Consider the following 17,722-nt stretch of genomic DNA (forward strand, 5'->3'; position numbering starts at 1 on the left):
ACCATGCACTTTTCTTTGTTATTGATTTCAAGATATTTTCTTAAGCTTTTTAAAATATAATAGACACCTTTCTCATGAAATTGGTTATTAAACATATATATGGCCAGTTGGTAACATAAATCAGCGTAAGTATTGTTACTAAATGACTGCTTATAATAACTGATACCAACAGATATTTCATTATTAAAGGAATTTAGTTCGTTAGAAAACTGCTGTAAAATATGTTCTATCATAAAACCATGCTTGTTAGCCGACTCTACTATTGTTAATAACCCCAATAATATTTCGGGTGGGTTATTTTTAAGAAATTGAATATACGTTGGCAAACTACTTGTATCACCCATAAGAATATTCAAGTTAAGCTGATTAGCATTTGCCCAAAGAGTAAACCTTTGCACTTCTTGCTGGCCAATTTCCCCCAAATCTGAAAACCAACTCAAATCGGCATAGCCAGAAATATATTTCATGGCCTCTTCGTACTTTCCTTGTTTTTCCAGAGCATTTCCCTTCGTCAAGTATCCTTGACCATAGTATACGACTAAATGTCTCTCAGTTTTCAACGTGGAATTCTTTTTATTAGGTTTTCTACTTTTACAAACAATAGTTGCAAGATCTCTTAATTCATCTGCATAACGCTCTGCTTCTTTCCATTGATGTAAGTTGTAATAAAGATTTGATAGTTTAAGTAGACCATCTAAATGATAATCTAAAGGTACTCGATTTCTAAAGGGTACGAATCTTAGCGCAGCTTCTACATCAATTTTCACATTTTCACTAACAGAGATTGAAAAAATTCTGTAATGACTAATTGCCAATCTTTCAGAGTGCTGATACTTTTCATTTTCAATCACACATTCATAAAAAGGAACAGCTTCTTTGAGTTTTCCTTCTTCATAAAGTTCCTCTGCCAAAGCAAAAATTGTGGGAATATGATTAAGATCCTCCATTAATCGGGATAGTACTTTCTCCACACACCTCAGGTTTCCTACTTCTACACAACGTATAAGGAATGGCTTAACTCTTTTCCAATGCGGTCTTCCATCATAAAAACATTCATCAACATATAGGTCATATAGCCAGCCCTCTGGATAATTAAGCGCTTTAGTAATCAAGTCCATTTGTCGTACGGAGATAGGCTTAGGCGGATTTCCATTAAGCATTGCACTAAAAATGCCCCGGTTAAGTCCCGTAGCTTGTCCAAAACTATTAAAAGTATAGCCACCAAGTTTTAATTCTTTCTCAATTTCCGAACGAATCGTGGTTGTATTTTCCAATAAAAACACCCCCGGCGTATTCAGATGATTTTAAAAAATCACCCTCCTCGACAATCAATTACAATATACTAGAAATTATATGAATATATTGGATGATGGTCAATCCGTGTATAAAATTCTCATAGAGTGGCTAAAAATCAAATCATTTAGGGAAACATTCAGGCTATATAGTCTTGCTCTTTAATATTAAAAAGGCTATGTTCCTCTACCACTAATAGTAGAAGGTACATAACCTTTTAGTTTCAGGAAGTCATTTGCTTAATATTATTCTCAACAGCTTTAAGTACTTTTTCATATTCTGCCCGTTGTTCGTGTGTCGAATGGTTTTTGTATTTTTCAAACAATAACGTGATAGACTTGATATAAAAAGCCTTATCATTTAACTGTGAGGATGCTCTGAGACTATTCAACATGTTATCGATCGCCTCAGAGTAGTTCCCCTTATTAAAATAATAGCGACTAAGCTCAAGAAAAAAACGGGAATAGGTTACTAGATTATAATTTGTTTGATAATAAGAGATATTTATATGTAAATCCCTGAATTCATTAATGTTTTCAGCAAATTGGGTCAGGACATCATCTATTGAATACTTGTGAGTATTGGCTGATTCCACAATTGTTAGTAGCCCATGTAGTATCTCTGGAGGTTCATCCCCAATAAGCTCCACATAAGCAGGTAAATTACTCATATCCCCCATTAGAATTTCTAAACTCAAGCGGTTCGCTTTAGCCCAAACTTCAAACCTCTGTGCTTCTAGCATACCAATCTCATCCAAACCTTCAAAAGCAGTTAAATCTGCATAGTAAGGAATGAACTCCAGAGCTTTTTTATATAACCCTTGTTTTTCGTAAGCACACCCCTGCATCAAATAAGCTTGACCATAATAAACGATTAGATGTCTTTCTGTATTTAACGTTTTAACTTCACGTTTTTTCGATTTAGATTGAATCTGCTGCTGATAAATATTTGTGGCTAGTACCCCAAGTTCTTTCGTATACTGTATCACCGTTTCACAATCATGAACTTGGAAATACACATTTGCCAGCTTTAATAAAGCATCCAGCTGATGATTTTCAGGTAAGTTTCTGCGATATGGAGCAAACTTTATAGCTGCTTGACGATTATTATCCAAGTCAGTATTCAGAGAGTTACAAAACAATCTGTATTGACTAATAGCCAGCCGCTCGGCGTGGTAATATCTTTCGTTTTCTATCACACACTCATAAAAAGGGACAGCTTCGTTTTCCTTCCCACCTTCATGCAGTTCTTCTGCAAACTCAAATACCGTCGACACATAGGACAAATCCTCCGTTAGTCTCGACAATACCCTTTGAATACACTCCTTCCTCCCCAACTCTACACAACGCAATAAAAAAGGTTTGATCCGTTTCCAGTGCCCTTTCCCCTCGTGAAAGCACTCATCTATGTACAGCTCATACAACCAGCCTTCTGGATATCCTAAGGCCTTAGTAATCAAGTCCATCTGCCGAACGGAGATCGACTTGGGTGGGTTACTGTTCAGCATGGTGCTAAATGTACCACGATTAATACCGGATATTTTACTAAAACTGCTAAATGTATATCCTCTTTGCTTTAGTTCGGTCTCTATCGTCGAGCGGATCGTAGGTGCATGTTCCATTTCAATCCCCCTCAATATAGTTGCAGATATATCGTAAGTCATACTTAACATGTGATTTCGGTCGTAAGAACTTCATTTCATTACAAAATAATTAAAATAGTGAAATATATGGTCTATAAAGTCATTTTATTTTATGATGCCTTAGAAGGAAGCCTTTTTTTTACGAATTCCGTGATAATTGAAAAGCTGAATGAGGTACATCTGGAGAACGATTAAAAGCAAACTTCAAGTTTTTTATTTGAATGTCACAAATGCATATCTTTTTCAGTTATATAGGCAGAAGGGGGGGACGTTAATGGAAAAACTAAATACAGATACTCAAAACGCAGATATCAATCTTGTCATAGAGCAGGTCCAAGCAGGCGACAAACAAGCATACACACATATCATACGGCGTTATCAACAACAGATCTTTTTATACTGCTACTATTTACTTAAAAATCGGGAAGAAGCGGAAGATGCTGCTCAAGAAATATTCATTAGAGGGCTAGAACATATACATCATTTTGTACCTACTGTCTCTTTTTCAGCTTGGCTTTATAAAATCGCTCAAAACCACTGTACTGACTTGTTAAAAAGAAACGCTAGAACATTCAAATCCTTCATTCAGTACAAACTGAACCTAAAGCAACAGCCAATATACGAATATACAAATTTAATCCACGAGTTACTGGATCAGCTAACATTAAAAGATCGTCAGATTTTATTATTACGTTCGCTTGAGGATTACAACTACGAAGAGATTGCTACAATTATGGGGCTAAAATCGTCCACGATCCGAAAAAGATATGAGCGACTCCGTAAAAAGCTAATCAACTACAATGAAAAGGGAGGAAAACAAATTGAGCACTCATTTAAACCCGGAAGATAAAGAAATTGAGCACTTACAAAAGCTTATTCGAAATACCCCATTCCAAGTGGATTTAATTGATAGAACCATGGAACGCTATAGTAATAAGAAAACAAGACGCTATAAGCAATCTAGCTCTCGTTCAAAAAGAGTTCGCAATACCTTTTTCGGGACCTCCGCTGCACTTGTAGTAGCGTTTGCACTTGTCGTTAGTACTGGATTTATTTCACCAACAATGGCTGCTTCCTTAAAACAAATTCCAGGTATAGATTCTATATTCCAGCTTGCTGGTGATCTTGGTTTACAAACAGCAGACGAAAAAGGGCTAGTATCAAAGCCAAATCTTAGTGATACTCACGATGGACTAACTCTCAGCGTACCAGAGGTCATGTTTGATGGAACACGTGTATCCATTGCCTTAGAACGACAAACCACTGACAAAAGATTTTTAAACACTGAATTACCCTTATTACTTGATGACTTAATATTTTTTATTAATGGAAAAGAAATCAACTCTTCTTATGTGCCTGCAAACACTACTAACTCTATTGACCCATATATGATACCTGGAAAAAATAAAAACTCAACAATTATACAGTTTTCAGATTTACGCAACCAAGGCGGTAAATCTTTCCCAGATAAGTTTGATTTAACAATTTCCATGCCTGTCTCTGGTATCAAGCAGCCCTTCAAAATAGAAATTCCAGTGGAAAAAAACACAAAAAATAACCTGACTTTTACGCCATCTCTTAAACGAAAGTACCAAAACATCGACTATACTCTGGAAAAGATTGAGCTCACGCCGATTACAACCAGCATCACAACTCGCATAAAGCTACCTGACAATTTAAAAATTTCTTCGTCACTTCCTTTTTTGAGTTATGAAATTTACGATGACAAAGGAAAGCAACTAAATTTTATAAGCAACAACGGTTGGAGTGCTACGGATGGAAACGTTCTGATAAATGATTCACGTTTTGAACCTTTCACCTCTCCCCCCAAAGCAATTACTATAAAGGTCTACAAAAATATCTTTAACAAGGATGATAAGAGTAAATTTGAACTAGACAAAGATGGAAATCCGAAAATTGAGTATTTCCCTGATCTGGAGATTACTTACCCAATTAATCCATAAAAATAAGTAAGTGAAGGAAGTGAAGCGTACTTCACCTCCTTCACTGCATATAAATACTATCTTTCAACCTTAAAAGTATAAACTCCAAGTTTGTCTCCATTAGATTTAAAGGCTTCAACCTGAGCTGAACCATAGCCAATCATCTTAGCTTTATTTCCATGAAGTTCGACAACATCACTTCCATACAAAATCATCCAGTTAGAACCATCCATTTTATACGTGCTACCTATGCCTAATTTAAGTGGGGGAGTATCTTGCTTTGTAATAGGTGGCTTTTCTCCATTGGCAGGACTAAAGGTTACGGTTACTTTTGCTGGAGCCCCAACAGATATTGTTGAACTTACTGGTGAAGCCGAAGCTACTCCCCCTAAAGATAAAGCTAACGCGGAAATTGATAGTGCTAAGATCGCTCTTTTCATTTGTCATTCTCCTCTTTAAGTATTTTTACTGATTAAACATTAGACTTCCAAGCAATTGTAGACAGTAGACATCACCAAAATATTAGTTATATCATTTCTTTCATCTCCCTCCTTCTAATTAATTCCATTCTAATTCTTGATGTGTTACAAAAAGAATAGAAATAAACATATCATTTCATTTTTTACAAAATAATCATATATAAGTTTTTTCGGATAAAAAATGAGCAGGTAGGATACTAAATCCCCCTGCTCATTTCAGCGATTGTATTTATATCATTTAATTAGCTGTCGGTTCGGTTCCCCAAACAAGTACACCGTTATGATACAAGGTAGCTTTCATATGATCGGCATATGAGGTTTGCGTACCTTTATACGAATAATCATCACTTTCGTTGTAGTTTGACCAGTCTGTTTTATGAATACGGGTTTGAATTTCGCCCGTGCTTCCTCCAGGAGCTAACACGCCTGCATCCGAGTTGAAGCTGACTTCCAAATAATAATCGGCACCGGTTGCAGCTTTCTCCATTCTAACCAGCTTACCATTCAACTTCGAGCAGCCCATCATCGCATAGTCGCAGTTGAATGTCTGCTCACGGTCACCGTCGATCGTGTAGTAGTAGCGAATTTTCAACTCGTTGAGCGGTACGGAGGTTGTGCCTTTGTTTACAATTTGGAAGTGCGGATTCAGGTGGTTGTCGTTCACCTTGGTATCCGCTGTGCGATACTGGAGCAGCAATCCCGTTGTCGGCTGCTGTGTATCCGCTTTTGGCGCTGCGCTAGCGGTATTAGACAGCGTCTGGCCTGCATCGTTCTTCGCTACGACTTGGTAGTAGTACGTCGTGTCCGCCGTTACGGCTGTGTCGGTGTAACTGCTGCCGTATACATCGCTCGCCACAGTGGCGAACGCGCCGTTTTCAGCCGTCGAACGCTTCACTTCATAGCTTTTCGCATTCGCAGATGCTGTCCAGCTTAGCGATACTTTTGCCTTTTCGCCCGCGGCGTTTAGCGTGAAGCTGCCTGGTACGGACGGCTGCTCGGTAATGCCATACGTTTTTAAGTTCGTTGGAAGCTCATCCAGCGTAATGACGTTCGGATGATTATACACTTTTTTCAGATGCTCAAGACTGTTTTGTTTGCCGTCTCTCAGAAAATCCCCATACCATGTAGCGAACCAGCTCCAATGGGCTTGATATGCCTTCATCAGATCAGGGTCGGGAATCGGTCCGTTTTCGCTCATGGCGACTAGCTTTTTGTCCTTACCCAGTGCAACAAGGTCTTCGTATTTTGCAATTTGCGGGCTGTAATCCCCTGCCTGCGGATAAGAGTCAAAACTCAAAATATCCACAACCTCATCTCCCGGATACCAATCCGGAGCAACAGAATTCCATACCCATATCAGATTGTTCAATTTGTGCACATTCGTCAAACGATCATGCATCAAAATATACAATTTTTTAACAGGCTCAGGACCTTTGGCGCCCCACCAGAACCATTTGCCTTCCGCTTCGTGCAAAGGACGAAACAGGACAGGAACCTTCGCATCCTGGAGCTTCTTTAATTGCGCTGCAATCACATCGATGTCGCGAATAAGTAATTTATAATCCTCGGACTCCGGATGATTCATCGCATATTCTACATCGAATGTGGTCGAATCGGCATAGAAGCCTCTCCACCATTCTTTTCCCTGCGTATCGATCAGGCCTTTCGGCGCGTTCCAGTGCCATGCAAAGGTAACGATGCCTCCTTGCTTATCCCATGCAATCGCCTTTTCCGCCTCAGTGGAACTAAGACCGTGTTCCGCTCTGCTTGGCGAATAGTCGATCAGGTCAAGCGCTGCAATCGCCGGCTTTTTACCTACATTGGCTTGAAGCCAATCAATCTCGTTCATTTCCTCTTGTCCAGAGAGCATATTCTTCCCGTATTGATCAACCAGATAGTTCATCAATGCTTTGGCTTCCACGGTCGCATTCGGATTAGTGAGCGTTTTGGTTACCGCATGGGGTGGGCGATCAGCAGCAGGCTCCAGCCTGACGTAGTCGATATCGTACCAGCCCCAGCCTGTTTCAAAACCGATCGTATTCGCGCCTGCATTTAATAGAACCTTGCCTCCGGAAGTTTCTTTGAAATCTGCTGTTTTCCCCAGCACCAGCTCGCCAAATGCTTTGCCGTTTAAAGAGAAATTCGTACGTTTGTCATCATGAGGAGAACGATAGCCGATTGTAAGATTATACAAACCCGCCGTTGGAGCCTGAATCGTCATCGTCAGAGAATCCCCTGCATTGTGGAAATTCGTTACATAACCAGTGCCGGAGTAGCCGGTTCCGCTGGATTCCACAATGGTTCCCTTCAGTGTGCCATCTTCGGCTTCATAGCGAGCTGGACCGTTTACAGGCGTCTTGGGAACCGCTTTCAAAACATGGGATTCGCTCGTTCCCTTATTGGTCTTGGCGGTTACTTTATAATAGTATGGAGTCCCGTTCGTTAGGTTAGTATCCGTATAAGACGTTTCATTCAAATTGGATGCTATAGCAGTAAAAGGGCCCTTTTCATCCGCTGCTCGCTGTACACTGTAGCCCACAACTTCGCTGGAAGCGTCCCAGGACAAATGGACTTTCCCATCGCCAGCCTCTGCCTTCAGCTTAAAGCTATCAGGATTTTCCACCGGTGGCACAGACGTATCTTTGCCGGTAGTTAGCACGATATGATAAGCCGTCAAAGGCGGTACGGTATAAGTAAAACGGTTGCCTGAAATTTGCGTAATTGGTGCTGCTTCTTTAATTTGTGGGCTGTTTTTATCGAAGCCCCATACTTTACCGGAGCCGTAAGTCGTCTCACCAGAAAGATCAAATTGGGCGTCGAATGCGCTGTCCATGCTTTTGTTCATGACCACGAGGTGCAGTTCCTTGTCGGATGCATTCGTTATGGAAGCATGCACGGAGCTGTTAACAATATCCGACGTTTGGGCACTAACACTCGTATCACCAAAAGTAGCGCTTTTTCCGTCATAATTGCGATAAAGCCTGTAAGCAGCACTAACGTAGTTGTTGGCGCCATCTTTTAACTTCCAGTAGTTTGCCATATAAACATCGTTTTTGCCGAAGATGCCCAGCACATCAGTCATCGCGATCCCGCCGGAAATATCATTTTCGCCGCCATAGCTATACTCGGTCATTGCCAGCTTGGTTCCTGGATAATATTTATCCACGGACTGTTTCAATCGAGGCAGTATAGGCAAAAATTCGCTGTTCCACTGGGCGATCCAGCTATCTTCCTTATAGGTCGGGTCCCATAAAGTACGAGGAGCCTGCATTCTGGCTTGCTTCGTTTCGTCATTGCCTACCTCATTCGTAATTCGTATGCCTCCGCCCATCGCCTCGGGATACCAGTGTACATCAAAGACATCCAGCAATCTCTTGCCTTCGGCTTGCGAACTGAGGCGCATTTGATCCAGGTAATAGTCCACAAACCAGCTATAGTTGCCTTTTACAGAGTCCCAATCAGGTGCAGTTTGAAGATCTTTATAGGCGCCAAAACCGTAAAGAACTGGCCCAAAAATTTCCGCACCCGCATCAACCGCTTTTACAGCTTTGGATAAGCTTACGGACCGGTCTACCAGCTCTTTCGCCCCGACCTTTTCACCATGAATGCGTGGATGTGTATGCGACCAGAGAGCGGGTTCATTGTCGAGCGCATATCCTTTCACACCTGTCTTGGTTGAAGCAGCTCCGTACTTTTTCACTAAAAAATTAACGAACTCATCTACATACACCTGATTGTCATTCAGATCAGGCTGTAGCTGGAACGGTGCATTTTTAGCGTTTACGACCTGATTCCAACGAGCGGACGGGGCTTTTTCGCTTTCCTGCACACTGCCGTTTCCATCCTTAGCCACATAACCGGCCATTGGCAATGTAACTAAAGAATAAGCGCCAAGCTTCAGCGATTGATCATGAAACGAAGTCGTCACCGCTCCCGGCTTTTCGCATTCGGCTTGTGTCAGGCCACCATTACTGCATAAATAGTTATCGCTGGATTGCTGCCAGTCACTTCCTGCATTGGACATATTGTTTTCCCAGTTGTATCCGGTCATTCGATTGCCACCAAGCCGTCTGGCAGCCATATGTTCATCGCCCGCCAAATCCTGATTCGTACCGTATATATAAGGACTAATTGGCTTACGATCCTTGGATGTATCTATTTTAATGGTGATAGTCTTTGCCGTTTGACCGTGAACTACAGCTGGAGCCGGTAAAGCACCTCCTGCTATCATCGTGCATGCCATGACGACAGGCAGCCACTTGGGACGTTTGAACAAAATACTCCTGCTATTTTTCGCCTTCATGCCGTTTTCCTCCTTTACATTTGAAAAGAGCAGCCCATTCGAGTGCCGCTTCCTCAGGCTTTTAGGCTCCCGATTCCAAAAAAGTTTATCGTTCCGTTACAGCGTTCACCTTACTCTAAACCATAGATTAGTTTTTTTATAGATACATGCTTAAACTCCTCCCATCGAAGCAACAAGTATCCGATTGATTATACGCTCCTTTCCGTCCGAAATTCAGAATTGCTCGGATCTTCAAATGTTGTAATACGGCTGTGCTATACGGTTCTACCGACCAAATCATCATATCGAACTATTTATGGGACGTAATGTCCATACCCATAAAATATTCTATATATCCATATAGCAGAACATGGACTAGAGTTGACTTATTAAATAACTTTATAGCGTGAGTATTAAAAAAAGCCCCTTAGCAAGGGGCTTTTTAATCTCTACCGTACTTTGTCCTTTTGAATAAGCTCGTAGTAGATCCGTGCAGACTCAGCATCTCCAGTGGATAAGATGTATTCTGCCAAAGGTGCGCACAACTTTTGGAGATAGAAGGAGTACAGCAGTTCAGCCGTGTCAAAATGAATGTGCAACACTCGTTTCATCAGTTCTTCGAATTTGCTATAATCCAGTTCTTCCGGGCTAATATCAAACGGGTATTCTGGAAAGGTTTGTTTTTGAATCTCAACAAATTGCTCTTTAAGTTTTGGTTGATTGCCTGATCGTGCAGCCGAAAAATTCATCATAAAAAAAGATACAAAATCTGTCTCACGGTCGCTTAACCCATAATACTCACACCAGCGCATGAACATCAGCGGTTTTACCATATATAAATCTCCTTTAACAAAAGTTCAGATTTATTATGAATCCTACAAAAATCTAACAGGTTCCAACTTATGTAATATATAGGTTAAGCCCCATTTTAAAAGATGATTCCTTAAAACAATTTTGCTATTTAACATATCCATTCTCTTATATTTCCATAAAAGTAGACAACAAAAAAGACCGTTTCAACATCTTAATGATGCTGACCTAGTCTTCTCATAATCATATGCATATGGATATTCGTATCTATTCTAATCTCCTACATAGCTGAAGGCTCACAGGCTGCAGGTGAACACATAGGCTGGCGGAACATTATAGTTTACCTTTTTAATCTGGATATCTGCAAAAAAAGTACGGAAGAAATTGTGCTTAACCTTGCTGTACTGGAACGTAATAAACTTGCCCTCCTGGCCTAACACCTCAGCCGTTTGTCCCAAAATGAGACTGGATAACGCAGCGGGTAAGCTGGTAAAAGGTAGCCCCGATACGATATAATCCACTTTCGAGACGTGGTACTGTTTCATATACCGTGCGACATGCTCGGCTGAACCATGAATAATGTGTACCTTCTCCAGATGTCCATATTTGCTTTGTAACGTTTTGTAAAACGATTCGTTAGCCTCTATCACTAACAGTAGCGTTTCTGGACGCTTGTTCAAAATCAGCTCTTGCGTAAACACACCCGTCCCGGCTCCATATTCAATAATACACGAGGCTTTGTCAAAGTAAATCGGTGTGGCAATTTGCTTGGCCAGCTGTCTTGAGCTGGGTATAACAGCGCCTACGCTGCGTGGGTGCCTGATGTACTCTCGAATAAAGTGAATCGCGTTCATCTTTTCCTCTCCCTGCTTGATACACTTGATAGGCACTCGGTTCATCAAAGGTTCCCATTACATATTCATTGTATACCGATCAGAATATTGATTTCAAGCAGGCTACTGTTACCATATACAAAAGAGCGTAGCCTTATTCGATTCTAACCAAATAATGACTACCCTCTTGGTGTAATATCTATGAATCCATAGTGTCCAAATGCGTACCCTCTGCCTTGGAGGCCTGTCCCGCCTTACGTCGTCGTGCCCCTATGTGCATGGCCACAATTCGGTAGATAGAGGCCGGCTGTATGGACACGGCCCAGCCTGCGTCTTCATCCGGCGCAAGCACAACCCCCAGCTGGTGGTGGTCACCATCGTACATGCCTCGCTGTAGAAACTTGCTCTCACCTTGCAGATTGCGTACCTCCAGCTTGCAAAAAGCAGAATTGACCCGCAACGCCTGGTGCAGCTCGGCACGGCTGTTCACCACCATGCCATTCACCCGGTAAATGGCTTCTCCCGGCTGTATGCCCATGGCTGTCGCCGGACTATCTGGCAGCACAGCGAGCACACGCATCCCTTGCTCTGGATGTACAAACATCGGGCTAAGACGGCTTTCCTCTATATTGCCGTACCAGATCAGCGCCTCATGAGCCAGGAAGGAGAATAACGCTGCCAGCAAGATCAGCGGACTCCACCAGGCTGCCAACAGGCTTAGCAAAAGCAAAGCCACACTGTACAGGAGCAAACGGTTCGAAGTAAGTGCTGCCTTCTGTCGTGGCAGCTGACCGAGCGTCACACTGCTAAAGCCCATCAGGACTGGCAGCGCTGCTAGCATATACCCCGTTCCGGCATCGCCACCGAACAAAGGTGTCCAGGGAAGCGTGAAACCTCCCTGGGCAGGTACAAGCAACAGCAACGGAATAGGCCAGAGGTCTTCCATACGATAGCCGCCAACCAATCGTCCCCGTTTGCCTTCAACAAACAGTGGAGTGGCTGCCTTTCCTCCTTGCCAGCGAACCAACAGCGCTTCAGCCACATGCAGCACAGCAACGAGCACTAAGAGTGCTGGAATATCCAATCCGCGGATGGCTGCTACTGCTGTCCCGAGCGCTCCCCCAGGCTGCCAGCCACTGGCTACGTTTAGAAAAAACTGAACTACACCTAGCAGACCTGCCGAATAAGCAAGACATAGGTAACGGACGCGTACCAACATGAGCAATAAAGTGGCTATCCACAGGCACACGATGGAAGTCGAGGTCAGATGAACGCTGACGAACATTCCCAGAACGGATATTGCTACCCCAGCAAGCAAGCCACTCCATACGACACGCCAGGTCTCAGCAGCCCAGCTATGCATTCTAGTATGAAATAGCTTGCGCTCCAGCAGCATTTGCCGACGATATCCAAGCGCGACAATGAGTATCGAGATATAGTAAAACGGCTGCAAAAGCAGGTACAAGCAAGCATTCAAGACGCTCCATCCCCATTGTAATGCCCATTCCAAGTCCATTCACACTCCTTATGCCCCTGGTCCGCTGTATAGCGGAGCACGTACATTTCATATCCATTTATTCTATATGAAATTGCCAATGTAGGGAAGACAAACCGACAGACTGCAAATAAATCCCAATAAAAAAGGGGACTGTTTCCAGCCCCCTTGTTGTTAGCCTCACTATTATTTCGCTACGTTTGCCTTCATTTCCTTCCGAATCTCTTCAATCCCCTGCTTGAGCTGATTGTCATTTTTCGGATCACGAATTTTTTCAATCAGCTTGGCTTCCATCGCTGCTGCTGTCTTCGCGTCAATGATGCCGTTAGCCGTCAGCTTCGCCTCTTTTTGAAAAGTCATAACAGAGCTTTCAGTCACTTTGTCAAAATAGCCATCCTCGCGACCTGGCTTGTAGCCCAAGCCTTGCAGAATGATTTGTGCGTTTTTGACATCACTGCTATTCATATTGTATTTCAGGGACTTTTCCTTGTTCAGCGGTGCGGCCGTAAAGTATTCAGGCTGTTCCACCGCGATATCCGGCTTAATCCCTTTTTTATGAATCCATGTTCCATTTGGCGTCAGCCATTTGGCAATCGTGATTTTGAGTAAGCTGCCATCACCCATCTGCTTGTCATAGCTGGTTTGTACAGTGCCTTTACCAAAGGAGTTTTCCCCGATCAACACTGCACCAGCGGATTGCTGGAGAGCACCTGCCAGAATTTCAGACGCACTTGCGCTACCTTTATTCATGAGCAAAGTCACCGGATAATTTTTGCTTGAGCCTTTGGATTTCTCTTCTTCACGCTTCTGATTTTTGTCTTCTACTTGTACAATCGTTTTGCCGGAAGGTACAAATTGCTGTGCAATATCAATAACGACAGAAAGTACCCCGCCCGGATTATTACGCACGTCAATGACGAGTCCTTTAAGCCCTTGTTTTTCCAGCTTCGCTAACTCTTCCTTGAAACGTTCTGCCGTATTTAAGGAGAACTGGGTGATCGTAATAACGCCTACGCCACCTTTTTCCATATGAGCCGTTACAGTTTCCATATCAATGTTGTCACGGGTAATCGTGTATTCAAGTGGATCAGGAGAACCGTTACGCTGAATTTTAACTTTGGCCTGACTGCCCTTCGGTCCACGAATTTTGGAAACAGCTTTATTCAGATCCAATCCGTCCAGGGTTTCACCGTTAACAGACAATATAATATCCTTAGCGCGTAATCCCGCCTTCTCAGCCGGAGAGCCTTTGATTGGTGTGACTACGACTACTTTCCCGTTCTCAGCCGCTACTTCGGCCCCAATCCCAGTAAAAGAGCCTTCTATGGATTGCTCGAACTGCTGTGCCGTTTCTTTACCCATATAAGAGGAATATGGATCGCCAAGCGACTCCATCATACCATTGATCGCGCCGTCCACCAGCTTGGTGCGATCCACATCCTGATAATACTGTCCCTGAATTAAGTCCATCGCTGTCTCAATTTTGCGGATATCACTTCTGGAGGAGGAACTACTCCCTGTCACACTCGCCAGCAGTCCTTCGCCCAAAGCGCTATTCCCTACTGTAGTCGTTCCAGTATAAGCAAAAGTGAGCAGACTGCCGCCAAGCAGCCCGATCACCATCAAGAGTACCGCTGTACTTTTTTTCAACATCTAATCGTCCACCGCCTTCTCTTTATCTTGTATCCTATTTCCTCACAACGCATCCATTCACGAAGTATACGTCTAGCTTGTACGGAATATGTTAATTGTATCCTACTCCGTGTCTCAATGCACATGTTCCTTATTGGATATGATCCATTACAGCAAAACCCTATCTGCAACCGCATAGGCTACAAATAGGGCTTACCATATCTGTTATAAATAGTTCATTGGATTTACAGGTTTATTATTCTCGCGCACTTCAAAATGACAGTGAGGTCCTGTAGAATTCCCCGTCGAACCCACTTCTGCAATTTTTTGACCGCGTTTTACGGTTTGCCCCGTATGAACCACTGTACCACCATTGCGAATATGTCCGTACAGGGTCCATAGTCCATCTCCGTGGTCAATGACAACGGTATTCCCATAACCGCTCCACCATTCAGCAACGATGACTACACCGTCTTCAGCTGCATGAATATCGGTTCCCTGCGGAGCCGCCAGGTCAATGCCTGTGTGGCCTTTAAGCTTGCCGGTGATCGGATGTACCCGCATGCCAAAAGTAGATGAGAGCCGGTAATGGGCTACAGGCGTAGCCAATGTCCCCGATCCGCCTGTATACGAGCTGGCAGCCGCATGGCTGGAATTCGAGGCGGCGCCTGAGGATGAAGATGCATAACGCTTGGCTGCAGCAGCACGTGCAGCTGCTCTAGCGCGGGCTGCTTTGGCAGCTTGCTCTGCTCTAAGCTTGTTCTTCTCCTGCACCAGTCCCACACGTTTGTTCGCGAGGGCTACTAACATATCGTTTTGTTCTTCACTGATTTCATCCGATTCAGCAATATCATGATCGTAGTTGGCAATCAGTCTTTGCTTCTCTTTTTCTTTTGCATTCAATTGAGCTTTGGCGTCCTGCTTGAGCGCATACAACTTTTTGGCATTTTTATATTCCGTATCAAGTTGTTTCTTTTTGCTTACAACCAGAGCCTTGTCCTTTTTATGCTCGTCCAACAGAATTTGGTCCTGCTCTACGATCGTTTTCAGAGAATCCACCCGGCTGAGAAAATCACTGAAGCTGGCCGAGGACATAAGCACGTCCATATAAGAGACAGTTCCATCTGTATACATCAGACGTACGCGAGTTTCCAGCATTTTTTCCCGCGAATTGATGCGATCAATGGCTTCGGCTAAATCTTTTTTAGTCGCACGGAGATTATCTTCCGTTTGATCGATCTGAACCGCTACACGAGTCAACTGATCACTGACACTGTTAATTTGAGCGAGTACCGTTTTCAGGTTTTGTACGGTTTTATTTTTATAATGCTGAGCATACTGTTTATCTTGAGCAGCCTTTTGCTGTTGTTGCTTCGCAGATTTGGCTTGCTTTTCTAATTGGTTTAGTTGCGAATTGATTTCACTCATGCTTTTGGCATATCCGTCAGAAGGCTGGATTAGCAATGCAGCCACCAACGTGGCAGCCAACACAGATCCTATTTTTTTCAACTTGCACTCCCCATCCTTTATCGCAAAATAACACCGGGCTTCCCCATTCTATTGAATCGATCACGACGTTCCACCAAATGCTTCTTAGACTTTCAAGAACTTGCGCATGGACAGGGTACTGCCAATAATGCCGACCAGCATCCCCAAAATAATCAGCAATGCACTCAGCTGAATCCAAATGCCTTCAAGCGGCATCAGCTTCAACATATTGAGAGCGATATCTCCCTGAACGGCTGTCAGCAAACGCTGATAACCTGTAAATAAAATTCCTACAGTAATAAGAGAACCAATAAGACCAATAAGCGCGCCTTCAATAAAAAACGGCCATCGTATAAAGAAGTTGGTCGCACCGACCAGCTTCATAATGCTGATTTCTCTGCGGCGTGCCAATATCGTGACTCGAATCGTATTCGAGATTAAGAACATAGACATGATCGCCAGTCCGGCGACGAATATAAAACCAACATTGCGAATCAGCTTGGTAATGGTAAAGAGCGTCTCAACAGTGCCTTTTCCGTAACGAACCTTTAAGATCGGTTTCTCAGGATGCTCTGTATTCAGCTTCTCAATCTTCTCAGCCACAAATGGAACTGTCGTTGGTTCAATCACTTCTACCACGATTTTGTCCGGTAGTGGATTGCTGTCCTTGTCAAAACCCTCCAGCAGATCCTTGCCGCTGTCTCCCAAATCTTTGCGCAGCTCCTCCAAGCCTTGAGCTTTCGTCACAAAGGTCGTTTTACTGATTTCCGGCATTGCCGCGATTTCCTTTTGCAGCGTTTCACGCATGCTTTGATCGACATTGAGTTCTAGGAACACGTTCACTTCCACCTGGCTATCTGCTTGATCAGCCAAGGAGTTGACGTTAAGCACTAGCATGATAAACACGCCGAGTATGAGCAGTGACACAATAATTGAGGTGATGGATGCTACGGACATCCAGCCATTGCGGAATATGTTTTTGAAACCTTCCCGCATATGACGCAAGAAGGTATTAAAAGTCATATCCATACTCCCCTCTTACCTGGTCTCTTACGATGTTGCCATTTTCGATAGCGATGACGCGTTTACGCATGGAGTTCACGATGTCCTTATTGTGTGTCGCCATCACAATGGTCGTGCCCCGAAAATTAATTTCATCGAGCAACTGCATGATCTCCCACGATGTTTCGGGGTCCAGATTACCCGTTGGTTCATCGGCAATGATAACCGAGGGATTATTCACGATCGCCCGTGCAATCGCTACACGCTGTTGCTCCCCACCGGATAGCTGGGCAGGCTCACGATGCATTTTCTCTTTCAAGCCAACCAATTCGAGCACTTCCGGAACCCGCTTGCGGATCAGCTTCTTGGGAGCCTCTATAACTTCCATCGCAAAAGCCACGTTCTCATAGGCTGACAAACGCGGCAAAAGTCGGAAATCCTGAAAAATGACTCCGATGTTGCGACGAACATAGGGGATTTTGCGCTGCTTGAGCTTTCCGATATTAAAACCATTGACCGAAATTTGCCCCTTGGTCGGTACTTCTTCTCTATAAATAAGCTTCATAAAAGTCGATTTCCCCGCTCCAGACGGACCGACTACGTATACGAATTCATTACGGTCAATTTTAACCGATACTCCTTGAAGTGCGTGGGTCCCGTTCGTATAGGTCTTCCACACATCCTGCATTTCAATCACTCGATCACTTCCCGCTGCTTAATCATATTACGCATAACCTAATATCCATTCGACATATTCCATGCATTTCCTCTAAAAACTTCTGTATTTCATCATACCGTTTATCATTGTAACAAATTTGTTACC

The 17,722-nt window shown here is 43.3% G+C and carries 13 protein-coding genes (1 of these 13 cut by a window edge); 2 read left to right on the forward strand and 11 right to left on the reverse strand.

All coding sequences use genetic code 11. The features are described from left to right. Both ACQQ6X_RS13025 and ACQQ6X_RS13030 read right to left on the reverse strand, forming a co-directional pair. Window positions 1–1,274: the 5' portion of a DNA-binding protein gene (locus ACQQ6X_RS13025; protein ID WP_430493449.1), read on the reverse strand. 118 nt of this gene lie to the left of the window's left edge; the window shows 1,274 of its 1,392 coding nt (coding positions 1–1,274); its start codon is at window positions 1,272–1,274; its stop codon lies beyond the left edge, outside the window. A gap of 242 nt (window positions 1,275–1,516) precedes the next feature. Next, complete coding sequence (locus ACQQ6X_RS13030; RefSeq protein WP_305165683.1) at window positions 1,517–2,914, reverse strand: helix-turn-helix domain-containing protein; 1,398 nt, start codon at window positions 2,912–2,914, stop codon at window positions 1,517–1,519. Between the two features lie 295 nt (window positions 2,915–3,209). On the opposite strand from ACQQ6X_RS13030, the gene ACQQ6X_RS13035 reads away from it, so the two are divergent. Then, window positions 3,210–3,785 carry an RNA polymerase sigma factor gene (locus ACQQ6X_RS13035; protein WP_149034471.1) on the forward strand — a complete coding sequence of 192 codons (576 nt, stop codon included), beginning with the start codon at window positions 3,210–3,212 and terminating at the stop codon, window positions 3,783–3,785. Next, window positions 3,757–4,899, forward strand: a complete 1,143-nt coding sequence (locus ACQQ6X_RS13040) for a DUF4179 domain-containing protein (RefSeq protein WP_305165684.1) — start codon at window positions 3,757–3,759, stop codon at window positions 4,897–4,899. Before ACQQ6X_RS13035 ends, ACQQ6X_RS13040 begins: the two co-directional genes overlap by 29 nt. 56 nt (window positions 4,900–4,955) lie before the next feature. Here ACQQ6X_RS13040 and ACQQ6X_RS13045 read toward each other — a convergent pair whose 3' ends face one another. The 9 genes from ACQQ6X_RS13045 to ftsE all read right to left on the reverse strand — a co-directional run bounded on the left by ACQQ6X_RS13045 (window position 4,956) and on the right by ftsE (window position 17,596). Next, entirely contained in the window at window positions 4,956–5,318 is a 363-nt protein-coding gene (locus ACQQ6X_RS13045; protein WP_063212323.1) for a hypothetical protein, read from the reverse strand. Between the two features lie 277 nt (window positions 5,319–5,595). Further along, window positions 5,596–9,660: a glycosyl hydrolase gene (locus ACQQ6X_RS13050; RefSeq protein ID WP_305165685.1), complete on the reverse strand. Its 4,065-nt coding sequence runs from the start codon at window positions 9,658–9,660 to the stop codon at window positions 5,596–5,598. A 428-nt stretch (window positions 9,661–10,088) separates the two neighbouring features. Continuing rightward, window positions 10,089–10,472 (reverse strand): hypothetical protein, encoded by a 384-nt coding sequence (locus tag ACQQ6X_RS13055; protein ID WP_305165686.1) that lies wholly within the window; start codon window positions 10,470–10,472, stop codon window positions 10,089–10,091. A gap of 273 nt (window positions 10,473–10,745) precedes the next feature. Continuing rightward, window positions 10,746–11,303 (reverse strand): class I SAM-dependent methyltransferase, encoded by a 558-nt coding sequence (locus tag ACQQ6X_RS13060; RefSeq protein ID WP_063212319.1) that lies wholly within the window; start codon window positions 11,301–11,303, stop codon window positions 10,746–10,748. 178 nt (window positions 11,304–11,481) lie between these two features. Next, window positions 11,482–12,798: a PDZ domain-containing protein gene (locus ACQQ6X_RS13065; protein ID WP_305165687.1), complete on the reverse strand. Its 1,317-nt coding sequence runs from the start codon at window positions 12,796–12,798 to the stop codon at window positions 11,482–11,484. Window positions 12,799–12,963: 165 nt separating this feature from the next. Next, entirely contained in the window at window positions 12,964–14,430 is a 1,467-nt protein-coding gene (locus ACQQ6X_RS13070; RefSeq protein WP_305165688.1) for a S41 family peptidase, read from the reverse strand. Between the two features lie 204 nt (window positions 14,431–14,634). Further along, complete coding sequence (locus ACQQ6X_RS13075; protein WP_305165689.1) at window positions 14,635–15,918, reverse strand: murein hydrolase activator EnvC family protein; 1,284 nt, start codon at window positions 15,916–15,918, stop codon at window positions 14,635–14,637. Between the two features lie 84 nt (window positions 15,919–16,002). After that, a complete protein-coding gene (gene ftsX / locus ACQQ6X_RS13080) occupies window positions 16,003–16,920 on the reverse strand; it encodes a permease-like cell division protein FtsX (RefSeq protein WP_305165690.1) in 918 nt (305 codons plus the stop codon). After that, the gene (gene ftsE, locus ACQQ6X_RS13085) at window positions 16,910–17,596 is read right to left on the reverse strand and encodes a cell division ATP-binding protein FtsE (RefSeq protein ID WP_305165691.1); all 687 of its coding nucleotides are present in this window, start codon (window positions 17,594–17,596) and stop codon (window positions 16,910–16,912) included. Before ftsE ends, ftsX begins: the two co-directional genes overlap by 11 nt. Window positions 17,597–17,722: the final 126 nt, after the last annotated feature.

This window comes from Paenibacillus ottowii (assembly GCF_050516475.1).
Lineage (GTDB): Bacteria > Bacillota > Bacilli > Paenibacillales > Paenibacillaceae > Paenibacillus > Paenibacillus ottowii.